This window comes from Streptomyces sp. SLBN-8D4 (genome assembly GCF_049739545.1).
Classification (GTDB): domain Bacteria; phylum Actinomycetota; class Actinomycetes; order Streptomycetales; family Streptomycetaceae; genus Streptomyces; species Streptomyces canus_C.
This window is the reverse complement of the sequence record NZ_JBMGQC010000001.1, coordinates 3,536,082-3,556,371: the sequence shown is the minus strand read 5'-3', so window position 1 is coordinate 3,556,371 and position 20,290 is coordinate 3,536,082. Positions and strand designations below refer to the sequence as shown.

General features: G+C 71.1%; 23 protein-coding genes. 16 read left to right on the top strand and 7 right to left on the bottom strand.

From position 1 onward, the window contains the following. Together RKD20_RS15725 and RKD20_RS15720 are read right to left on the bottom strand one after the other, a co-directional pair. Entirely contained in the window at positions 1-210 is a 210-nt protein-coding gene (locus RKD20_RS15725; protein WP_424878268.1) for a DUF397 domain-containing protein, read from the bottom strand. Further along, positions 207-1,082 (bottom strand): helix-turn-helix domain-containing protein, encoded by an 876-nt coding sequence (locus RKD20_RS15720; protein ID WP_424878267.1) that lies wholly within the window; start codon positions 1,080-1,082, stop codon positions 207-209. Before RKD20_RS15720 ends, RKD20_RS15725 begins: the two co-directional genes overlap by 4 nt. Positions 1,083-1,237: 155 nt before the next feature. On the opposite strand from RKD20_RS15720, the gene RKD20_RS15715 reads away from it, so the two are divergent. The 12 genes from RKD20_RS15715 to RKD20_RS15660 all read left to right on the top strand — a co-directional run bounded on the left by RKD20_RS15715 (position 1,238) and on the right by RKD20_RS15660 (position 11,811). Next, positions 1,238-1,729, top strand: a complete 492-nt coding sequence (locus RKD20_RS15715; RefSeq protein ID WP_424878266.1) for an ATP-binding protein — start codon at positions 1,238-1,240, stop codon at positions 1,727-1,729. Positions 1,730-1,928: 199 nt separating this feature from the next. Further along, positions 1,929-2,837 carry a helix-turn-helix domain-containing protein gene (locus tag RKD20_RS15710; RefSeq protein WP_424878265.1) on the top strand — a complete coding sequence of 303 codons (909 nt, stop codon included), beginning with the start codon at positions 1,929-1,931 and terminating at the stop codon, positions 2,835-2,837. 67 nt (positions 2,838-2,904) lie between these two features. Then, complete coding sequence (locus RKD20_RS15705) at positions 2,905-3,252, top strand: hypothetical protein (protein ID WP_424878264.1); 348 nt, start codon at positions 2,905-2,907, stop codon at positions 3,250-3,252. Beyond that, positions 3,249-3,506, top strand: a complete 258-nt coding sequence (locus tag RKD20_RS15700) for a hypothetical protein (protein ID WP_424878263.1) — start codon at positions 3,249-3,251, stop codon at positions 3,504-3,506. Before RKD20_RS15705 ends, RKD20_RS15700 begins: the two co-directional genes overlap by 4 nt. A 153-nt stretch (positions 3,507-3,659) precedes the next feature. After that, complete coding sequence (locus RKD20_RS15695) at positions 3,660-4,244, top strand: hypothetical protein (RefSeq protein WP_424878262.1); 585 nt, start codon at positions 3,660-3,662, stop codon at positions 4,242-4,244. 9 nt (positions 4,245-4,253) lie between these two features. Next, a complete protein-coding gene (mshB, locus tag RKD20_RS15690; RefSeq protein WP_424878261.1) occupies positions 4,254-5,111 on the top strand; it encodes an N-acetyl-1-D-myo-inositol-2-amino-2-deoxy-alpha-D-glucopyranoside deacetylase in 858 nt (285 codons plus the stop codon). Next, positions 5,108-5,518, top strand: coding sequence for a DUF6113 family protein (locus RKD20_RS15685; RefSeq protein ID WP_020119728.1), 411 nt, complete (start codon positions 5,108-5,110; stop codon positions 5,516-5,518). Before mshB ends, RKD20_RS15685 begins: the two co-directional genes overlap by 4 nt. A 158-nt stretch (positions 5,519-5,676) precedes the next feature. Further along, entirely contained in the window at positions 5,677-8,277 is a 2,601-nt protein-coding gene (locus RKD20_RS15680; RefSeq protein ID WP_424878260.1) for a hypothetical protein, read from the top strand. A 108-nt stretch (positions 8,278-8,385) separates the two neighbouring features. Beyond that, entirely contained in the window at positions 8,386-9,297 is a 912-nt protein-coding gene (locus RKD20_RS15675; protein ID WP_424878259.1) for an ABC transporter ATP-binding protein, read from the top strand. Beyond that, positions 9,294-10,034: an ABC transporter permease gene (locus RKD20_RS15670; RefSeq protein ID WP_424878258.1), complete on the top strand. Its 741-nt coding sequence runs from the start codon at positions 9,294-9,296 to the stop codon at positions 10,032-10,034. Before RKD20_RS15675 ends, RKD20_RS15670 begins: the two co-directional genes overlap by 4 nt. Next, a complete protein-coding gene (locus RKD20_RS15665; RefSeq protein ID WP_424878257.1) occupies positions 10,031-11,197 on the top strand; it encodes a sensor histidine kinase in 1,167 nt (388 codons plus the stop codon). Before RKD20_RS15670 ends, RKD20_RS15665 begins: the two co-directional genes overlap by 4 nt. Continuing rightward, positions 11,194-11,811, top strand: a complete 618-nt coding sequence (locus tag RKD20_RS15660; RefSeq protein ID WP_020136782.1) for a response regulator transcription factor — start codon at positions 11,194-11,196, stop codon at positions 11,809-11,811. The genes RKD20_RS15665 and RKD20_RS15660 overlap by 4 nt, the downstream gene beginning before the upstream one ends. Positions 11,812-11,882: 71 nt before the next feature. Here the strand turns inward: RKD20_RS15660 and RKD20_RS15655 are convergent, their stop codons facing one another. Further along, positions 11,883-12,734 (bottom strand): transglutaminase-like domain-containing protein, encoded by an 852-nt coding sequence (locus RKD20_RS15655; protein WP_424878256.1) that lies wholly within the window; start codon positions 12,732-12,734, stop codon positions 11,883-11,885. 29 nt (positions 12,735-12,763) lie between these two features. Next, entirely contained in the window at positions 12,764-13,774 is a 1,011-nt protein-coding gene (locus tag RKD20_RS15650; protein WP_424878255.1) for a GNAT family N-acetyltransferase, read from the bottom strand. Between the two features lie 140 nt (positions 13,775-13,914). On the opposite strand from RKD20_RS15650, the gene fdxA reads away from it, so the two are divergent. Continuing rightward, positions 13,915-14,232: a ferredoxin gene (gene fdxA / locus RKD20_RS15645; RefSeq protein ID WP_381338515.1), complete on the top strand. Its 318-nt coding sequence runs from the start codon at positions 13,915-13,917 to the stop codon at positions 14,230-14,232. A gap of 110 nt (positions 14,233-14,342) precedes the next feature. Further along, complete coding sequence (locus RKD20_RS15640; RefSeq protein ID WP_424878254.1) at positions 14,343-15,437, top strand: bifunctional succinyldiaminopimelate transaminase/glutamate-prephenate aminotransferase; 1,095 nt, start codon at positions 14,343-14,345, stop codon at positions 15,435-15,437. Between the two features lie 79 nt (positions 15,438-15,516). Here RKD20_RS15640 and RKD20_RS15635 read toward each other — a convergent pair whose 3' ends face one another. Both RKD20_RS15635 and RKD20_RS15630 read right to left on the bottom strand, forming a co-directional pair. Further along, positions 15,517-15,963, bottom strand: a complete 447-nt coding sequence (locus RKD20_RS15635) for an ATP-binding protein (protein WP_424878253.1) — start codon at positions 15,961-15,963, stop codon at positions 15,517-15,519. Positions 15,964-16,237: 274 nt separating this feature from the next. Further along, on the bottom strand, positions 16,238-17,218 hold the full coding sequence (locus RKD20_RS15630; RefSeq protein WP_424878252.1) for a heavy metal transporter: 981 nt from the start codon (positions 17,216-17,218) through the stop codon (positions 16,238-16,240). A gap of 84 nt (positions 17,219-17,302) precedes the next feature. Between RKD20_RS15630 and dapE the strand changes: the two genes are divergently transcribed. Further along, positions 17,303-18,382 (top strand): succinyl-diaminopimelate desuccinylase, encoded by a 1,080-nt coding sequence (gene dapE / locus RKD20_RS15625; protein WP_424878251.1) that lies wholly within the window; start codon positions 17,303-17,305, stop codon positions 18,380-18,382. Positions 18,383-18,491: 109 nt separating this feature from the next. After that, positions 18,492-19,250 carry a TIGR00730 family Rossman fold protein gene (locus RKD20_RS15620; RefSeq protein ID WP_424878250.1) on the top strand — a complete coding sequence of 253 codons (759 nt, stop codon included), beginning with the start codon at positions 18,492-18,494 and terminating at the stop codon, positions 19,248-19,250. 58 nt (positions 19,251-19,308) lie between these two features. Here the strand turns inward: RKD20_RS15620 and folP are convergent, their stop codons facing one another. After that, a complete protein-coding gene (folP, locus tag RKD20_RS15615) occupies positions 19,309-20,169 on the bottom strand; it encodes a dihydropteroate synthase (RefSeq protein WP_424878249.1) in 861 nt (286 codons plus the stop codon). Positions 20,170-20,290 lie beyond the last annotated feature (121 nt).

Genomic DNA, 20,290 nt, shown 5'->3' with positions numbered 1-20,290 from the left:
TCAGTCTTCGGACGTGTAAAGCACGAAGCTGGCCCAGGCCTCCGGCGTGAGCTTGAGGCTGGGGCCGGTGATGTGCTTCGAGTCGCGGACGTGGACAGTACCGGGAGCTGCGGCAATCTCGACACAGGAGTCGCCCTCGGGGCCGTCGCTGTAGCTGCTCTTGAACCACGCCAGGTCGGAGACGTCACCGGCAGCGGTCTTGCGGATCATGTTTCTCCCAGCAGGCGTTCGATGAAGGTCAGCGACTCTCGCGGGGTGAGAGCCATGGCCCGGATGGTGCTGTACCTCAGTTCAAGGATACGAAGATCCTTCGGCTCGGAGACCGGTCGGCCGTTGTACGCCCCGTCGGAGCGGGCCAGCGCTGTACCGTCCTCGAACTTCAGCACTTCGATCTTGCCGCTCAGCCCGGGGTGGGCTCCGGAGTCCGTTGGCATCACCTGAAGGGTGACGTTACGCAACTGCGCTACCGCCAACAGGTGTTCGAGCTGCTGACGCCACACCATTGTGCCTCCAACCTGACGGCGCAGAGCCACCTCTTCCTGTACGAAGCTCAGGAGCGGGCCAGGGGATCGCTCGAAGATCGATTTGCGAGCCATGCGGGCGGCTACCAGGCGCTCCAGCTCCTCTTCCTCATACGCGGACTGGGACACCTCGAACAACGCTCGCGCGTGCTCAGGCGTCTGCAGCAAGCCATGGATGCTGAGCCCGACGTACACGCCAATCTCGACAGCCTTGGCCTCCCGCTCTGCCAGATCCCGAACCTTCTTCGGATACCGGACCTTCTTTACGTCCTCCCAAGACGCAGAGATCAGCCCACCCGCCCCCAACACCTCGTCGGACCTGTCCAGGTACTCCTGGCGGGGAATCCGCTTCCCGCCCTCGATCTTGTAGATGAGGTCCTCGCCGTACCCGACCGCCTTCGCGAAGTCTGGCACTCGCATCCCCACCGCCTCGCGCCGCAGCCTCAACTGCCGCCCCACGGTGGCGATGACGGCAACGCCCCACTCATCCTCCGGGTCCACCTCCCACCCCGGCTCATCTGCCTCGGTCCTGAGCCGCCCCTCGTCCGTGCCCGTGATCATCCCGCGCCCCTCGTCTCGTACGACCGTGCCGCGACGTCACTACCCGCACCCACCGCACCGACAGCCTGGACACCACCGGACAAGCCCTGGACAGTCGCCCTACGTAACAGCGTCGTCACTGTTCACGGTAAGCGCACGTCGCCACTCTGAGTGACGTGAATCAAGAAACCGCCGACCCCACGGCCGAACTCGGCAACCACATCCGTAATTTCAGCGTGCAACTGTCACCAACGCCCCGAGGAGCCCGCCTCGCCCGACTTCTCGCCACCGAGCAACTCCGGTCCTGGGGAATCCCCTTGGCCCCGGCGACACACATCGTGGCCGAGCTCGCCACCAACGCCGCCACCCACAGCCGTGTCCCCGGCAGGGACTTCCGACTCACCCTCTACGTCGTCGGCGACACCCTCCGCATCGAAGTCACCGACACTCGGAGTGACCGCCTCCCGCAGGTCCAACGCCTCGCCCCCGACGCCGAGTCCGGCCGAGGTCTCGCCCTCGTCGACGCCCTCGCCGACCGCTGGGGGACCGCCCCGGGACCGTATCCGCGCAAGACTGTCTGGGCCGAACTCGAAGTCGCCCCGCCACCGGAACCCGACTGCTCGTGCTCCGGTGCGAGGGGCGCTCTTCCCAAAGGAACGCGACGGTGAAAGAACCTCACCAAGCCCCACCCCTCCCGCCCGTCGCCTCCGCTCACCCTCGCGAGTGAACATCGCCAACTCGACTGGATTCGCAGCCCCTTGCCTGCCCTACGCTCAGCGCAACACAACCGCAGACATGCGACGGCCCCCGCCGGGACGGCAATCCCAGTGCGAGGGCCTGACCACCGAGGAAGTTCGGAGCTTCCTGATGGACACCCAAAACCCTAGCGCGCCCCCGCACGCCCAGTCCCGTCCTGTCGCCAACAAACCCCCGAACCGGCGACGGCCCCACTCCAGCGGCGGTCTCCTCCACGACAACATCCGCCACACCGAGCGCTTCACGGTGATCGGCAACCACCTCGCCCAGCACCCGGAACTCTCCCTCCTCGCGATCGGGCTCGGCGTCCACCTCCAGTCCCTCCCCAGGGGCGCCCAGGTCGACATCAAGACCCTCACCGGTCGCTTCCCCGAGGGCGCCACCCGTATCGCCACCGCCCTGCGTGAACTGGAAGACCACGGCTACCTGCGGCGGAAACGCGAGCGAGTCCCCGACGGGCGGATCATCACTCGGACGATCTCCTGTAACCAGCCGCGACGTAACCAGCCGGGACGTGACCCTCACGCCGACCGAGAGCCCACGCGGTCGGCCCACCCGACACCGCAGACGGCGAAGAAGAAGCCGGCGCCCCGCAAGAAGCCGCTCCCCGCCGTCCCGCAGCCCGGATGCAAGGCCCCCGCGCTCGTCCAGCAGGCAACCGACCTCCTCGCCGACCTCCACCGCCACGACTCCCGACTGCTCCTCTCGGCCTGCGACACGGCCCACCTGACTCCCGGCGTCGCCGCGTGGCTGGAGCGAGACGTCACCCCCAGCGCCGTACGCCACGCACTGATCAGCGATCTGCCGGACGAGCCCCTCCGCCGTCCAGCCGCCCTCCTGGCTCACCGCCTCACAGCTCAGCTGCCGCCCCTGCCGCCCCTGCCGCCGTTCCGCGCCCCCGCCCCGCCACCGGCCACGCGGCACCCCTTCCAGAACTGCGACGGCTGCAACCGTGTCTTCCGTTCACCCACTCCAGGACGGTGCCGTGACTGCCGTATTCCCACTGCCTCCGCCACCTGAGCCCGCAGTGCCGGGCCCCTGTCCCTCAGCCCGGCTACGCTGGCCGGGGCACCCTCTGGAGGACACCATGAGCACGCAGGCCGACCACGGGCGCGAGCTGATCCCCCGCCCCGAACTGACTCCCGATGCCCTGCGTGCCGCTCTTGGCGTCGTTGCTCCTGACCGCCTGGACGAGATGCAGGTCATGAAGGACGAGGCCTTCGCCAAGGCGGTCGAGTGGCAGTCTCTGAGTCCTGTCCAGAGCTGGGTCCTGATCTGGGCCAAGGAGATTGAGATCGCCCGTCGGCCGGACCTGTCCACTCGCTACGCCCAGGCGCATAGCAACCTGGAACACGAGGACCCGGTCATTGCACGGGAAGCCCTTCGCGAGCTGAGCGCGGTTCTCGAAGAGGCGCTGAAGGCAGTTCGCGAGTGAGCTGGAAGTGGGAGTACGCATTCGGAGCCGAAGAGACTGCCCGTGCCATTCCGTCAGATTTCCTGGCCGCCGTCGAACGTGCGGCCGACGAACTGGTCAGGGCAGCTGAAGCTCTTCATATCCATGGCCGGGCTCACGAGGGCCTCGATCCGAAGGGCGGCCACATCATCGTCTCCGGTGGCTGGTTCCTGTATCAGGTCGTCGTGCGCAGCGAGCGGGTCTACGTCGTCCAGGTCACCTACCTGGGCTTCTAGGCACACCCGAGGTCTGAGGGCTGAGATCCGGAAACGGAGGGACCGGAATCGGACACCTTGTTCCGACCCCTCCCGTCCGGCTTGACTCGCCCCGGTGCCCCTCCGGGATCGTGCTCCTGGAGATCATGACGGAGAGTCGCACGGGGGTTACCCATGGCCGTTCCCAGGCCGCAGACGCGTCAGTTCGAGGCGTTCATGACGAACCTGTCGTATGCGCGGCGCATGGTCGAAGCGGGCAGGATGCTGACCCCGCTCAAGTCACCCTCCATCGACATCGACGACTTCTACCGGGCGGCCTGGGTGCAGGCGGTGGCCGCCATCGATCACTGGCTGCACGAGGAAGTCCTGCGCCGAGTCGCCGAGTTGGCGATCAAGGACAGCCCCGACATGCCCTACCAGCTGAGGGTCTACGAGTTGCCGCTGTACACGATCGAGGCGGTGAGGCGTGGCGACGTCACGGTGCCCGACGCTGTCGTGGAGCACCTGCGTGACAGACTCGCGGCCCAGTCGCTCCAGCATCCCGGAAAGATCTCCGAGGTTCTCAAACTCGTCACGGAGAAGAAGGTCTGGTACGAGGCCGCAGGCTGGATCAACCAGTCGTTTTTCCAGGGACGCACCTCACTGAACGAAAAGAAACGAACGGATCGCGCTCGCCATCGCCCACGTCCTCGACGACGAGGGGTGACGCGGGGGCGGCAGGTGACGGGTGGGCAGGGGAGGCAGCCGGAGGCCTCGTAGGCTGGGGCCATGACGGAACAGCCCGCTCGGCGCCTTCTCCTGGTGCACGCGCACCCGGACGACGAGTCGATCAACAACGGCGCGACCATGGCCAGGTACGCGGCCGAGGGAGCCCGGGTGACCCTGGTCACCTGCACCCTCGGCGAACTCGGCGAGGTCATCCCGCCCGAGCTGCGGCACCTGACCGGCGTCGCTCTCGGCGAGCACAGGCGCGGCGAGCTCGCCGCGGCCATGCGTGAACTCGGTGTCGAGGACTTCCGCCTGCTCGGCGGCGCCGGGCGCTACCAGGACTCCGGAATGACGGGCCTCCCGGAGAACGACGACCCCGCCTGCTTCTGGCAGGCCGACGTCGACGAGGCGGCCCGCCATCTCGTCGAGGTGATCCTGGAGGTACGCCCCCAGGTCCTCGTCACCTACGACGACCACGGCGGTTACGGCCACCCCGACCACATCCAGGCCCACCGCGTCGCCATGCGCGCCGTCGAGCTCGCCGCCGACGCCGGATGGCAGATCCCGAAGGTCTACTGGAACCGCGTCCCGCGCGCGATCGGTGAGCGGGCCTTCGCCCAGCTCCACGCCGACCTGCCCGGCCTCCCCTTCGCCAAGACCGCCGTCCTGGACGACGTACCGGGCGTGGTGGAGGACGAGCGGATCACCACCGAGATCGACGGCACCGCGTACGCCACCGCCAAGGGCGCCGCGATGGCCGCCCACGCGACCCAGATCGACGTGTCCGGGGCGTACTTCGCGCTCTCCAACGAACTCGCGCAACCTCTCTTCACCACCGAGTACTACGAACTGGTGAGAGGGGAACCCGGGGACACCAGGGAGACCGACCTGTTCTCCGGGATCGAGGGCGCGTCATGAGCGACCGTACGACGATGCCGGCCCAGCCCCTGCAGCGCCCCTCCGCCGGACGGGTCGCCGCCTACCTCGGCCTTTTCGTGCTCGGGGCGGTCGTGGGGCTCGCCGGAGCGCTGGTGCAGGGCGGCTGGTTCCCGGGCGGACTGCTGCTCGCGCTGCTCGGCGAGGCCGGACTGCTGCTCGGCGGGGCACGCGCCACCGGCAGCCGGGCCGGAGCCGTCGCGCCCGCAGGCGGCTGGATGCTCGCCGTCATCTTTCTCACCACCAGCCGTCCGGAAGGCGATTTCGTCTTCGCCGCAGGAAGTGGCTCCTATCTCTTCCTGCTCGGTGGCATGGCTGTGGCTGTGATCTGCGCCACCCTTGGACAAGGGCGGCAACCGGGCGGCGACGCCGTCCGACTTGGCAAGTGACGTACCACTTCTCCGCATCGCGCGCGTGCGAGTCCCGTGTGGGTTTCCCCAGCGGTCGTGGGATACAGGCCAGAAGTGGCCAGTATGGTGGTGCGCGCCGCCGGCGCCCGAAGCAGTGAGGTCGAAACGGGCGGCGGAGCCAACCGGGAGAACCTGCCTTGAGTCGTGAAACTGACAGTCCGTCCTCCGGGCCCAACGGGCGCGGCGGAGCCGCCTACCCCTCGGGCACGCCGCCGTACGGGACGCCCATGGCTTCCGACGGCGGTTCGGACGCGGGCCGTTCGGCCACGCAGCCGGAGGAACGCAAGACCGAGACCACGCTGACGACCCGGATCCGGATCAACATCCCCGGTTCGCGGCCCATTCCGCCGGTCGTGGTGCGTCAGCCCGTCGCGGAAGCGGAGAGTTCCGGTGACAGCCGTCCGGAGGCCGAGGCGCCGACGCCGAGTCCCTCCTCGACCACCGGCACCGTCGAACTGCCCGCCGAACCCGCTCCGCCGACCGCCGAGGAGAAGCAGAGCGACTGGTTCGCGCCCCGCAAGTCCGGCCCCGCCAAGGGCGGTCCGGGCGCGGGTGCGAGCAACGGAGCCGGTCTGCCGGGCGGTTCGGGCGCGGGTGCGCCCGCTGCCGGCGGTACCGGCGCGTCCGGCCCCCGTCACGGTGGCGCCGGCGCGGCCGCGCCCGGCGGTGCGCGCCCCGGTGCCGGGCGCCCCGGTGGGGTGGTCGGTTCGATGAGCGTGCCGGGCGGTTCCCGTTCCGGCGCCACGAACGGCGCCGGGCTCCCGGGTGCCACGGGCGGTCCCGTGGCTCCGGGCCACGGCGGCGGCACCGGCTCCTTCGACGTCACCGAGGCGCTGAACGCCGGCCCGCTGGGAGGCGGCCAGCGCGGCAGCGAACCCCGCCGCGACGAGCTGCCGTACTTCGCGGAGAACGGCAACGACTCGGGCGGCCCGGGCGCGGAGAACGGCCAGGGCGGCTACGGCGGGCAGGACGGCCTGAACGGCCAGGACGGTCTGAACGGACAGGGTGGCTACGGCGGCCCCGCCGGTGGTCCGAACGGTCAGAGCGGCTTCGGCGCGCCGGGCGGGCCCGGTGGCCCGGCCGGACCCGGCGGTCCCGGCGGGCAGAGCGGTCAGATCGACTACGGCGGCCAGGGCGGCCGGATCGACTACGGCGGCGGTTTCGGCGGAACGCAGGGCCCGGGCGGGTCCCAGGGGCCCGCGGGTCCGACGGGCGGCCCGGTCACCGGTGACGGCCCGGTCGTGCCGCCCGCAGGACCGGACCCCTTCGCCAGGGCCGAGTCCTTCGGCGGCGAGCCCTTCAACGGTCCCGACGGCTTCAACGGCCAGGGCGGCGGCCCGGGCAGCGGCGGACGCGGTCCAGGCGGCCCCGGCGGATCCCGCGGCCCGGGCGGTTCGGGCGCTCCCGGCACCCTCGGCGGCCCGGGCGGCCCAGGCATCTCCGGCGGTCAGCCCGGTCAGTCCGCTCCGGGCGGCCCCGGCACCCTCGGTCGCCCCGGCGGCCCCGGCGCGCCCGCTCCCGGCGGCGCTCCCGGTGCCGGTCTCGGCCCCGGTGGCGGTCTGAGCGACGACACCGCGATCCTCACCCCGCAGAAGCCGGCCCCGGGACCGGGCGCCCCCGGTTACGGCGCCCCGGACAACGTCTCCGGGCACACCGTCACCAGCGGCATGCCGGTCGTACCGTCGGGCGCCCAGAACGCTCCCTTCGGACCGGGCACCGACGGCCGTACGCCCCCGAAGCTGCCCGACACCGCGTCGCAGGAGGCCCCGGCCGCCGCGCCGAAGAAGAAGAAAAAGAAGGGCCGCAGCAAGCTGGCGATGGTCGGCGGCACGGTGGTCCTCCTCGGCGTCGGTGCCTACGGCGCCGGCCTCCTGATGAACCGCTCCGACGTGCCCAAGGGCACCACCGTGCTCGGCGTGGACATCGGCGGCGGCACCCGCGACGACGCGGTCAAGAAGCTCGACGACTCCCTCGGCGACCGGGTGAAGGAGGCCCTGAAGCTGTCGGTCGGCGGCGACACCGTCTCCCTCAAGCCGGACCAGGCGGGGCTCCAGCTCGACGACCAGGCCACGGTCGCCGCGGCCGCGAAGAGCGACTACAACCCGATCTCGGTCATCGGCTCCCTCTTCGGCAACCACCGGGTCGTCGACCCGGTCATGCCGGTCGACGAGGAGAAGCTCCAGGCGGCCCTGGAGGACGCCTCGGGCGGTGCCGGCTCGGCGACCGACGGCACGATCAAGTTCGTGGGCGGCAAGGCCGTCGCCGTGTACGGCAAGGCGGGCAAGGGCATCGACGTCGCCAGGTCGACCACCGCGGTCGAGGAGGCGTACCGCACCCAGGTGGAGACCGGCACCGCGGGCAAGGTGACGCTGCCGACGACCACCAAGCAGCCGACGATCTCGAACGCCGAGGTCGACCGGATGATGAAGGAGTTCGCGAAGCCCGCGATGTCCGAGCGCGTCACGATCCGGACCGACGCGACGCACAGCATCGACTTCGGCTCGTTGTCCCTGCCGAAGATCCTCGGGTTCAAGGCGGTCGACGGCAAGCTCGTGGAGACGTACAACCTCGAAGCGCTCAAGGAGGCGTACGGCGCCACCTTCGTCGGTGTGAAGATCGACGGCGCGAGCGGCAAGCGCGACGTCCTGCCCGAGGACGTGGCCTCCGCCCTGCGCAAGGCACTGCGCGGCAAGACGGCGGCCGAGCGCGTCGGGGTCATCGACACGAACCCGAGCTGACCGCTCGGCGGACGGCGCCCCGGAGTGCCGCAGACATGACATCTGTCATGCGGCACTCCGGACGGCCGACACTGCCCGCCACCGCACCCGCGAAGCCACCATCGCCGTATGACAACGACAGCCCCGGTGGTCGCCTTCGACCAGGTGAGCAAGGCATACGGCGAGGTACGCGCCGTGGACGGACTGGACCTGACCCTGCGCCCGGGCGAGACCGTGGCGCTGCTCGGCCCCAACGGCGCCGGCAAGTCCACCACCCTCGACCTGCTGCTCGGCCTCAAGCAGCCCGACGGCGGCAGCGTCCGGCTCTTCGGCACCAGCCCGCGTGAGGCGATCGTCGCCGGGCGCGTGGGCGCGATGCTCCAGAGCGGCGGCCTGATGGACGAGGTCACGGTCGCCGAGCTGGTACGCCTCGCCTGCGATCTGCACCCGAAGCCGTACCGGCCCACCGAGGTGCTGTCCCGCGCGGGCATCGCCCAGATCGCCGACCGCAAGGTCAACAAGCTTTCCGGCGGCCAGGCCCAGCGGGTCCGCTTCGCCCTCGCGACCGCCGGCGACAGCGACCTGATCGTCCTGGACGAGCCGACGACCGGCATGGACGTCACCACCCGCCAGGCCTTCTGGGCCACCATGCGCGAACAGGCCGACCAGGGCCGTACGGTCCTGTTCGCCACCCACTACCTCGAAGAGGCCGACGCGATCGCCGACCGGGTGCTCGTCCTGCACCGGGGCCGCCTCCTCGCCGACGGCACCGCCGCCGAGATCAAGGCGAAGGCGGGCGCCCGCAGGATCGCCTTCGACCTGGAGGGCACGATCGACGAGGGGCCGCTGCGCACACTGCCCTTCCTCACCTCGATCGACATAAGCGGTCAGACCGTCCGCATCCAGTCCACCGACGCCGACGCGACCGTCCACGCCCTCTACGGCCTCGGCGTCTACCCCCGCAACCTCGAAGTCGCCGGGCTCGGCCTGGAGCAGGCCTTCGTCGCCATCACCGAGGCCGAGGAGGCCAAGCAGTCATGAACAGCCTGATCAAGCTGGAACTGGTCCGCGCCCTGCGCAACCGCAAGTTCCTGTTCTTCTCGGTGCTCTACCCCTCGGTGCTGTTCCTGATCATCGCGGGCAGCTCCGGGACCACCGACAAGGTCGACGGCACCGGTCTGACGGTCGCGACCTACATGATGGTCTCGATGGCCTCCTTCGGCGCCCTGACGGCGGTCCTGATGGGCAACAGCGAGCGCATCGCGAAGGAGCGGGAGGGCGGCTGGGTACGGCAGTTGAGGCTGACCACGCTCCCTGGTCGCGGCTATGTCCTCGCCAAGACGGCGAGCGCGGCCGTGGTGAGCCTGCCCTCGATCGTGGTCGTGTTCGTCGTCGCCGCGACCGTGAAGGACGTACGGCTGGACGCCTGGCAGTGGTTCGCCCTCACCGGCGCGATCTGGGCCGGCAGCCTCGTCTTCGCCGCGCTCGGCGTCGCCATCGGCTACCTCGCCACCGGTGACGCGGTCCGCCCGATCACGATGATCACCTACTTCGGGCTTTCGATGCTGGGCGGCCTGTGGATGCCCACGACGACCTTCCCGCAGTGGCTCCAGGACATCGCCAAGTGGCTGCCCACGCACGCGTACGCTGCCCTCGGGCAGGCCATCGAACAGAGCCGCGCCCCGCACGCACAGGATCTCGCCGTCCTGGCCGTCTCCTTCGTCCTGTTCGCGGGCGGCGCGGCCTGGCTGTACCGGAAGGACACGTTGAAGGCGTGAGCGGCACCGGCGTCGGGATCGGGCAGCGCCCCGAGACCCGCAAGCAGATGATGGTCAAGATGCTGTGGACGGGCATCTGGCTGGTCTATCTGAGCGCACCCGTCTCGGACCTCCTGCACGGCGGCCACGGTGTCGTGGCCGTCGTCCTGGGCTGGCTCGGCCTCGCGGGCTTCGTCGCCTGGTACCTGGCCCTGCTGTTCAGGACCGGCCGCCGCAACGCCCAGGAGTTCGTGCTCGTCTCCCTCGCGGTCCTCTCGGCCGAGTCGACCCTGCTCGTCCTCACCCTGGGCCGCGAGTGGCTCGTCCTCTTCGTGTACGTGTCGATCGCGTCCGGCGCGGCCCTGCCGCTGCGGCTCGCCCGCTGGACCATCCCCGTCGCGTCCGCCCTGATGGCGGCCCTCGCCCTGATCGTCGCCGACGGCTCGGACTACATCGGCGCGCTGCTCATCCCGGCCCTGCTCGGCGGCTTCGCGATGACCGGCGTCCGCGAACTCGTCCGTACGACCATCGAGTTGCGGGAGGCCAGGGCCCGGGTCGCCCAGCTCGCCGCCAACGAGGAGCGGCTGCGCCTGGCCAGGGACCTGCACGACCTCCTCGGCCACTCCCTCTCCCTCATCACGCTGAAGAGCGAACTGGCGGGCCGGATGCTCCCCGCCCACCCCGACAAGGCGGCCCAGCAGGTCGCCGACATCGAACAGGTCAGCCGGCAGGCCCTGGTGGACGTCCGCGAGGCCGTCTCCGGCTACCGTCGTGCCCGTCTGGCCGCGGAACTCGCGGGCGCCCAGGTCGCGTTGACGGCCGCCGGAGTCACCGCCACCCTGCCCGCCGAACCCGACCTCGCCGGCGTGCCCGAGGAGAGCGAGTCGGCCCTGGCCTGGGCGCTGCGCGAGGCGGTCACCAACGTCGTACGGCACAGCGGCGCCCGCGGCTGCACGGTGGAACTGCTGCACCGCCAGACCCTCGACGGGCCGAGGCTCGAACTCACCGTCGAGGACGATGGTTCGGGCGGCGTGGGCAACGCTCCAGGCAACGGCCTCACCGGCCTCACCGAGCGCCTGGAGAAGGCGGGCGGCACCCTGGAGGCCACCGGCACCCGGCGCGGCTTCCGGCTGGTCGCCCGCGTGCCCGCCGGTTCCGCGGCCGACGTAGGATCCGCCTCATGACGAGCCGCACGATCAAGGTCCTGCTCGCCGAGGACCAGTCGATGGTCCGCGAGGCCCTGGCCGCCCTGCTCGGCCTGGAGGACGACATCGAGGTCGTCGCCCAAGTGGCCCGCGGCGACGAGGTCCTGGCGGCGGCCCGCGCCCACGACATCGACGTGGCCCTCATGGACATCGAGATGCCGGGTGCGACGGGCATAGAGGCGGCGGCTCAGCTCCACAAGGAACTTCCGGCGGTCAAGCTGGTCATCCTCACGACCTTCGGCCGCCCCGGTTACCTCCGCAGCGCGATGGAGTCGGGCGCCGACGCCTTCCTGGTCAAGGACGCCCCGGCGGCCCAACTGGCCGAGGCGGTACGCAAGGTGCTCGCGGGGGAGCGGGTCATCGACCCCACGCTCGCGGCGGCGGCCCTGGCGGAGGGCGCGAACCCGCTGACGGACCGCGAGCGGGAGGTCCTGCGAGCGGCGGCCGACGGTTCCACGAACGCAGAACTGGCCAAGGAACTGCACCTCTCCCAGGGCACGGTCCGTAACTACCTCTCGACGGCGATCCAGAAGCTGGCGGTGCGCAACCGGGCGGAGGCAGTCCGGATCGCAAGAGAGAAGGGCTGGCTGTAAGCGCTTTTGCTTTTGGGGGCGCGGGGAACTGCGCGACAAGCCCCCACTGAGCTGCACCCGCCCCACACCCGTCAGTTCAACATCGCTCGCGCGGCCTGTGCCTGCTGTCGCAGACGACCCGCAGCCGCCTCGTCCACCGCGGCCACCACCCCCGCATACGCCTCCAACTCCCCGGCCCCCTCGACGAAGTCACCCCGCTGCACGAGCAACTGCGCCCGCTCATACCGAAGCCGCGCCGGATGCGAAGGCAACAGCAACGCCAACTCCACGGCCCACAGGCCCACGTCCGACCGCTCGGGCCGAGCCGCGGCCCACGCGCGGACGTTGTTCAGAATCCTCTGGACCACGTCCAACGGATCCGCCGGACCCAGCATCGAGGGATCCAGCGACCCCCCTGTCGCCCCGGCGACCAGCACCTCCGCATCACCCCCGCTCAGCACCCTGCCCCCGTCGAAGGGATCGGCCAGCACCTGCTCCTCCGGCGGCCCGAACCCCACCACGAAATGCCCCGGCAGAGCGACCCCGTACACGGGAGCTCCCGCCCGCCGGGCCACCTCCATCCACACCACCGACAACAGGATCGGCAACCCGCGCCGCCGCACCAGCACCTCGTGCAACAACGAGGACTCCAGCCGCTGATAGTCCGCGGCGGAGCCGCGGAACCCGCACCGGTCGCCCAGCAGCTCCCGCAACGACACCGCCCACGACCGCGGCCCGCCCGGCCGGAACGGCAGCTGTCCGGCCAGCGCGTCGAGTTCGATCTGGGCCGCGTCGATGCCGGCCTCGTCGAGCGCCCCGTCGGCCTCCGCCCCCAGGAGCAGACACAGCGCGGACAGATCGGGCCGCTCGGACCGCGCCTCTTCGGCGAACCGCCTCCGGAGCTCGGCGGAACGTTCGGGCGAGGGGGGAAACGGGGGACGCATAGCAGGCTCGTGCCCTTTCACGGCGATCGCTACCGCCGGGCGCCGCCGGAGACGTCCGGCTCGCGGTAGTGGTGGTAGGCGTGGTGCGCGGCGAACCCCATCCGCTCGTACAGGGCCCGCGCACCGGCGTTGTCCGTCTCGACCTGGAGCCAGGCGGCCGACGCCCCCTCGTCGAGGGCGCGCTGTGCCAGGGCCGCCATCACGGTCGAGGCCAGCCCCCGTCGCCGCAGCGCGGGATCCACCTCGACCGCCGCGAACCCGGCCCACCGCCCGTCGACGACACACCGCCCGATCGCGGCCGGCGCCCCCTCACCGGGAACGGTGGCGAACCACACCGACGGGCCGCTGTTCAGGACCCGCAGCGCCACCTCGCTCACCCCCTTGCGCTGATAGCGCGCCAGCCAGGCGTCGTCGGCCTCCCGGGACAGGAGTACCTCCTCGTCGGGCGACCGGTCGGCGACCGGCGCCAGCGCCCCGGTCCACAGCTCCGCCGTCACCTCCCGGGTCCACCCCCGCTCCTCCAGCTCCGCGCACAGCACCTCCTGCGTGCCCGCGGCGCCGGTCGCGGTCTGTATGTACGCCGGCAGACCGCGGTCGCCGTACCACCGGCGTACGGCGGCCAGGGCCTCGTCCAGGCGCAGGCCGGGGTCGCCGAGCGGGAGGACGGAGTTGGCGCGGCGGGTGAAGCCGGAGGCGGCGCGCAGCTCCCACTCGCCGAGCCACTCGCTCTCGACGGGCCGCCAGCCGCGCGCGGCGATCCGGGCCAGCTCCTCGTACGAGGCGGCAGGCCCTCGGCGGCGGGCCGGCTCGGCGGGCACGACCTTGCCCGCGACCAGCGCGGACTCCGGAATGCGGACGCTTTTACCGTCCCGGCGCGTGATCATCAGCACACCGCCGTCCCATGATGTGAGAACACCCACCGTGTCGGTGAACTTCTCCCCGGTGCCGCCGGTTTCGTCCAGGCACCGCACGGATACCCGTTTGCCCACGTCAGCTGCGGAGATACGGACGACGAGACGCCCCGCGGCGGAGATTTCCACAGGTCAGTTCACCCCTCCTGTTCGGATCTTGCCCAGGAACGGAGATACTAGGGGCGGGCATCGACGACGCCGCGCTCCCGCGCGCGAGGCGGCGGAGCCTGAGGAGGCCCGCCAGCGCCCTATGGAGGAGGAACGACAGCGTGACCTACGTCATCGCGCAGCCTTGTGTCGACGTGAAGGACAAGGCCTGCATCGAGGAGTGCCCGGTCGACTGCATCTACGAGGGCCAGCGGTCCTTGTACATCCACCCGGACGAATGCGTCGACTGCGGTGCCTGTGAGCCGGTCTGCCCGGTCGAGGCGATCTTCTACGAGGACGACACTCCGGACGAGTGGAAGGACTACTACAAGGCGAACGTCGAGTTCTTCGACGAGCTCGGCTCGCCCGGCGGCGCCAGCAAGCTGGGTCTGATCGAGCGGGACCACCCGTTCATCGCCGCGCTGCCGCCGCAGGCCTGATCAGCCGGCACCTTTCCGTGTCGCCTCGGTCCCGTACGGCCTGATCGCCCCCGATCCCGGCCTGCGGGACCGACGTGTTTCCCGTACGACCCGAAAGTGAGCCCGACGCCGTGTCCGCAGTCTCCGACCGCCTTCCCACCTTCCCCTGGGACAAGCTGGAGCCGTACAAGAAGACGGCTGCCGCGCACCCCGGAGGCATCGTCGACCTGTCGGTCGGCACCCCGGTCGACCCGGTCCCCGATCTCGTCCAGAAGGCGCTGATCGACGCGGCGGACTCCCCGGGCTACCCGACGGTCTGGGGAACCCCGGCCCTGCGTGACGCGATCACCGGCTGGGTGGAGCGGCGCCTGGGCGCCCGCGAGGTCACCCACCGCCACGTCCTGCCGATCGTCGGCTCCAAGGAACTCGTCGCCTGGCTCCCCACCCAGCTGGGCCTCGGCCCCGGCGACCGGGTCGCGTACCCGCGCCTCGCCTACCCGACGTACGAGGTCGGCGCGCGCCTCGCCCGCGCGGATCACGAGGTCTACGACGACCCCACCGAGCTGGACCCGGCGGGCCTGAAGCTCCTGTGGCTCAACTCGCCGTCCAACCCGACCGGCAAGGTGCTGTCCAAGGACGAGCTGACGAGGATCGTCGCTTGGGCCCGGTCCCACGGCCTCCTGGTCTTCTCCGACGAGTGCTACCTGGAGCTGGGCTGGGAGGCCGACCCGGTCTCGGTCCTGCACCCGGACGTCAACGGCGGCTCCTACGACGGCATCGTGGCCGTCCACTCGCTGTCCAAGCGGTCGAACCTCGCGGGCTACCGCGCGGCCTTCCTCGCGGGTGACCCGGCGGTCCTCGCGCCCCTCCTGGAGATCCGCAAGCACGGCGGCATGATGACCCCGGCGCCGACGCAGGCCGCGGTGGTGGCGGCCCTCGGCGACGACACCCACGTCCGCGAACAGCGCGAGCGCTACACGGCTCGCAGGTCGCTGTTGCGCGAGGCCCTCCTGCACCACGGTTTCCGCATCGAGCACAGCGAGGCCAGCCTCTACCTGTGGGCCACGCGGGACGAGTCCTGCTGGGCGACGGTCGCCCACCTGGCCGACCTGGGCATCCTGGTGGCCCCGGGCGACTTCTACGGCGCGGCGGGCGAGAGGTTCGTACGGGTCGCGCTGACGGCGACGGACGAGCGGGTGCGGGCGGCGGTCGAGCGACTGGCGTGACCCGCTCCGGATGCGGCGAGCGGACACGCCGAAGGGGCCCGGGGAGTTCCCCGGGCCCCTTCGCCGTATGCGCGGGGTACTAGCCGAGCGGGAGGCTCTTCACCGGCAGGGTGTCAGCCGACGGCAGGCCGCCGCCGCCCTTGGTGAGGGAGTCGGTCGGCAGGCCGCCCTTCGTCGCCGTGGAGGTGGTGTCGCCGACGATGCCCCCGGCGGAGCCCGCGGCCTCGCCCGCCGTCTTCTGCGCGACCGGCGTCGCCTTCTTCACGGCCTTGCCCGCGGACGGCACCGCCTTCTCGACGGCCTTGCCGCCGGTCTTGCCCGCGGTCCCGGTCAGGTTCTGCGCCGTGCCGTCCACCGTGTTGCCGACGTGCGCCCCGTCCAGAGCGGTCAGCCCGCCGAGGTTCGGAGTGGCGGGCAGCGCGGCGGGGGCCGCACTGGCGGAGCCGGCCGCACCGACCCCGGCGGCCGCTCCGGCAGCGACGAGCAGCGCGGCACGGGCGATCCTGCGGGTCAGGGGGAGGGACATGTTGCTCCTTCGACGGAGGAAACGTTGCTAGGACGCCGTGACTACCGCTCGAAGCCGTCGAAGGTTGCGGACGCGCAACGTAAAGAGTTGGTAATGCGTCGCATTATCACCTGCGGATAAAAACGGGCAAAAAGCTTCCGGTCTGAAAGTCCGCCGAATCCTTGTCGCCCTGTGTTCGCAAGGGATTTCGCGGATAGGGGGGTGAGGTGACGAAAACCTGCGCACACCCGCTCCCGCGGTGGCCGGACGAGACCCTCCCGGGTGATCTTCCGAACTAGCGTGCCGTCAGTATCCGCACCGACTCCGTGCCGTCCTCGCCGCCCGCCGTACGCCACTCGCTGTCGGTGCTCCCGGCCGTCCACTGCCGCCCGGCGTACGAGACCCGCTCGATGCGCAGCGCCGAGGAGTTGGCGACGGCCCAGTGGGCGAGCTGCCAGCCGCGTTCCCGGAGGCTGCGGTCCGAACCGGGGCGGGTGTCCTTGCGCACGGGAAGGGTCACGGTGCGCGTGTCGTGCGTGCTGGGCGTCGGGCTCGGCGCGGCCTTGCCGCCGACCTCCGCCGCGGTCGTCTCCAGCGCGTCGCGCCCGAAGTCCCGTACGAGTGCCGACCGCACCGCGTCGGGGCCCGTGGCGGCGGCCTGGGCGGTGTCCTGGGCGGCCCGGGTGGCTTCCTGGCGGCCGTCACAGGTCAGCGTGGCCGCCGCGGTGCCGGTGAGGGCGGCGGCCAGCAGCTCGGCGTCCGGCTCGTGCTTGGCGTACGCCTCCGGATAGCCACTGCGCTGCACCCGCTGGGCGGCGACGGTCAGCGGGAGGTCCTGGTAGCCGCGCACCTTGACCAGGTGCTTGTAGAACTCGGCCGCAGCGTACGTCGGGTCCAGGATCTCCTTCGGGGTGCCCCAGCCCTGCGAGGGCCGCTGCTGGAACAGACCGAGGGAGTCACGGTCGCCGTGCGAGATGTTCCGCAGCCCCGACTCCTGCAGCGCCGTGGCGAGCGCGATCGCCACGGCCCGCTCGGGCAGCCCGCGCCCGGTGCCGACGGCGGTGATCGTCGCCGCGTTCACCGCCTGCTCGGGCGTGAACTCGTACGACGGCCCGTCCGCCTTGTCCGAGACGACTCTGCAGCTCGGTCCGTCGGTGCCTCCGGTGACGTACTGCACCACGAGGTAACCGGCGACCGCGCACAGGACCACGAGGGCCGCCCCCAAGCGGAGGAGGCGGCCACGGCGCTTGCGAGTAGGGGGCAACGGCTCTGGCATCCGGACAAGATACTGGAGAGTACTGAGACGTCTGTGCCCGACGGGGACCGTGAGGGCGCGCAGCGGGGCGTTAGGGTCGGGAGCATGGCCGACACCCCTCTTGACCTTTCGCTGGACGCAGCCCGGCTCACCGCGCAGCTCGTCGACTTCCCCTCCGAGAGCGGCACCGAGAAGCCCCTCGCGGACGCGATCGAGACCGCCCTGCGCGCCCTGCCGCACCTGACGGTCGACCGGCACGGCAACAACGTCGTCGCCCGCACGGACCTCGGCCGTCCGGAACGCGTCATCCTCGCCGGCCACATCGACACGGTTCCCATCGCGGGCAACGTCCCCTCCCGGCTCGACGACGAGGGCTACCTGTGGGGCTGTGGCACCTGCGACATGAAGTCCGGGGTCGCGGTCCAGCTGCGGATCGCGGCGACGGTCCCGGAGCCCAACCGCGACCTCACCTTCATCTTCTACGACAACGAAGAGGTCGCGGCCCACCTCAACGGCCTGGGACAGGTGGCCGAGGCCCACCCCGAGTGGCTGGAGGGCGACTTCGCGGTCCTTCTGGAGCCGACGGACAACGAGGTCGAGGGCGGCTGCCAGGGAACCCTGCGGGTGCTGCTGACGTTCAAGGGAGAGCGGGCGCACTCCGCGCGCGCGTGGATGGGGTCCAACGCGATCCACAAGGCGGCCCCCGCCCTCGCGAAGCTGGCGGCCTACGAGCCGCGCAAGCCGGTCGTGGACGGACTGGAGTTCCGCGAGGGTCTCAACGCGGTCGGCGTGAAGGGCGGCGTGGCCACGAACGTCATCCCCGACTCTTGCACCCTGACCGTCAACTTCCGTTACGCGCCGGACCGCAGCGAGGCCGAGGCGGAGGCCTTCGTGCGGGACTTCTTCGCGGACTGCGGGGTCGACGAGTTCACCGTCGACGACCACACCGGCGGCGCCCGCCCCGGCCTCACCCATCCCGTCGCCCAGGCCTTCATGGCCGCGGTCGGGGGCGTCGCCCGCCCCAAGTTCGGCTGGACGGACGTGTCCCGGTTCAGCGCACTCGGTGTGCCCGCGGTGAACTACAGCCCCGGTCAGCCGCTGCTCGCACACAAGGTGGACGAGCGGGTGAAGGCCTCGCTGATCCCGGAGGCGGAGGAGAAGCTGAGGGCGTGGCTGACGTCCTGACGGGAGTCCGCGCGCCGGCACTTCATGGCGGACACGCGGACGTCCCCCCTCCGTAACCCGCGTAGATCTACGCTGAGATGGAAAGACCAGGCAAGCGGAGGGAGCGCACATGGCTACCGGGAACCCCGAGGGCAAGAAGCAGCCGCCGGAGGAGCAGCGCCTGGGACCTGTCCTCCGCAGGCGGGGACAGGTCACGGCGAGCACGACCGACCAGCGCCTGCTGGACGCGGGCGGCCCCTCGGACTGGGTCCACACCGACCCCTGGCGCGTCCTGCGCATCCAGTCGGAGTTCATCGAGGGCTTCGGCACGCTCGCCGAACTCCCGCCCGCCATCAGCGTGTTCGGCTCGGCGCGGACACCGGCGGACTCTCCCGAGTACGAGGCGGGCGTGCAGCTCGGCCGGGGCCTGGTGGAGGCGGGCTTCGCCGTGATCACCGGCGGCGGCCCCGGCGCCATGGAGGCGGCCAACAAGGGCGCTTGCGAGGCGGGTGGCACCTCGGTCGGCCTCGGCATCGAGCTCCCCTTCGAGCAGGGGCTCAACCCCTACGTCGACATCGGTCTCAACTTCCGCTACTTCTTCGTCCGCAAGATGATGTTCGTGAAGTACGCGCAGGGCTTCGTGGTCCTGCCCGGCGGACTCGGCACCCTCGACGAACTCTTCGAGGCCCTGACCCTCGTCCAGACCCAGAAGGTCACCCGCTTCCCGATCGTCCTCTTCGGCAGCGAGTACTGGGGCGGACTGGTCGACTGGCTCACGAACACCCTGATCGCCCAGGGCAAGGCGTCGGAGAAGGACCTGCTGCTGTTCCACGTGACGGACGACGTGGACGAGGCGGTGGCGCTGGTGTCCAAGGAAGCGGGACGCTAGCGCCGGGCTCGCACACGTCTTCGGAGGGGCTGGTTCTCCAGCCCCTCCGGCGTTCGAGCTACGCCAGCCCCCGACGAGCGACCGCCGGCGGCCGGTGCCCCGCGATCGACGCCACCATGTCCAGCACCTGCCGCGTCTCGGCGACCTCGTGCACCCGGTACACCTGAGCCCCCAGCCATGCGGACACGGCAGTCGTCGCCAGCGTGCCGACCACCCGCTCCTTCACCGGCATGTCCAGGGTCTCGCCCACGAAGTCCTTGTTGGACAGCGACACCAGGACGGGCCACCCGGTCTCGACCATCTCCCCGAGCCGCCGCGTCGCCTCAAGGCTGTGCCGGGTGTTCTTCCCGAAGTCGTGCCCGGGATCGATCAGCACGGACTCCCGGGGGACCCCCAGCGCGACCGCCCGCTCGGCGAGCCCCACGGTCACCCGCAGGATGTCGGCCATGACGTCGTCGTACGTCACCCGATGCGGCCGCGTACGAGGCTCCGCGCCCCCGGCGTGCGTGCACACGAGCCCGACCCCGTACCGCGCGGCGACCTCGGCCAGCCCAGGATCGACCCCGCCCCAGGCGTCGTTCAGCAGGTCCGCCCCCGCCTCGCACACCGCCTCGCCGACGGACGCCCGCCAGGTGTCCACGCTGATGATCACGTCCGGGAACCGCCGCCGCACCTCCGCCACGAACCCGACGGTCCGCCGGGCCTCCTCCGCAGCGGACACCTCTTCGCCCGGCCCGGCCTTGACCCCGCCGATGTCGATGATCGCGGCCCCCTCGGCCACCGCCTGCTCCACGCGCGCGAGGGCGGGCTCGTCGAGGAACGTGGCGCCCCGGTCGTAGAAGGAGTCGGGGGTCCGGTTCACGATCGCCATGATCACCGGCTCGTGCGCGTCGAATTCACGCCTGCCCAGCCTGAGCATCCCCTGTGACCTCACTTCGTCCGTCTGTGTGTTCGGCGTCTGCGGCCGCCTGCGACCCTAACTGTCAGACTCGCATGGCACGATCGGACCCTGACACATTCGACGCCGGTGGCCGGCCGCC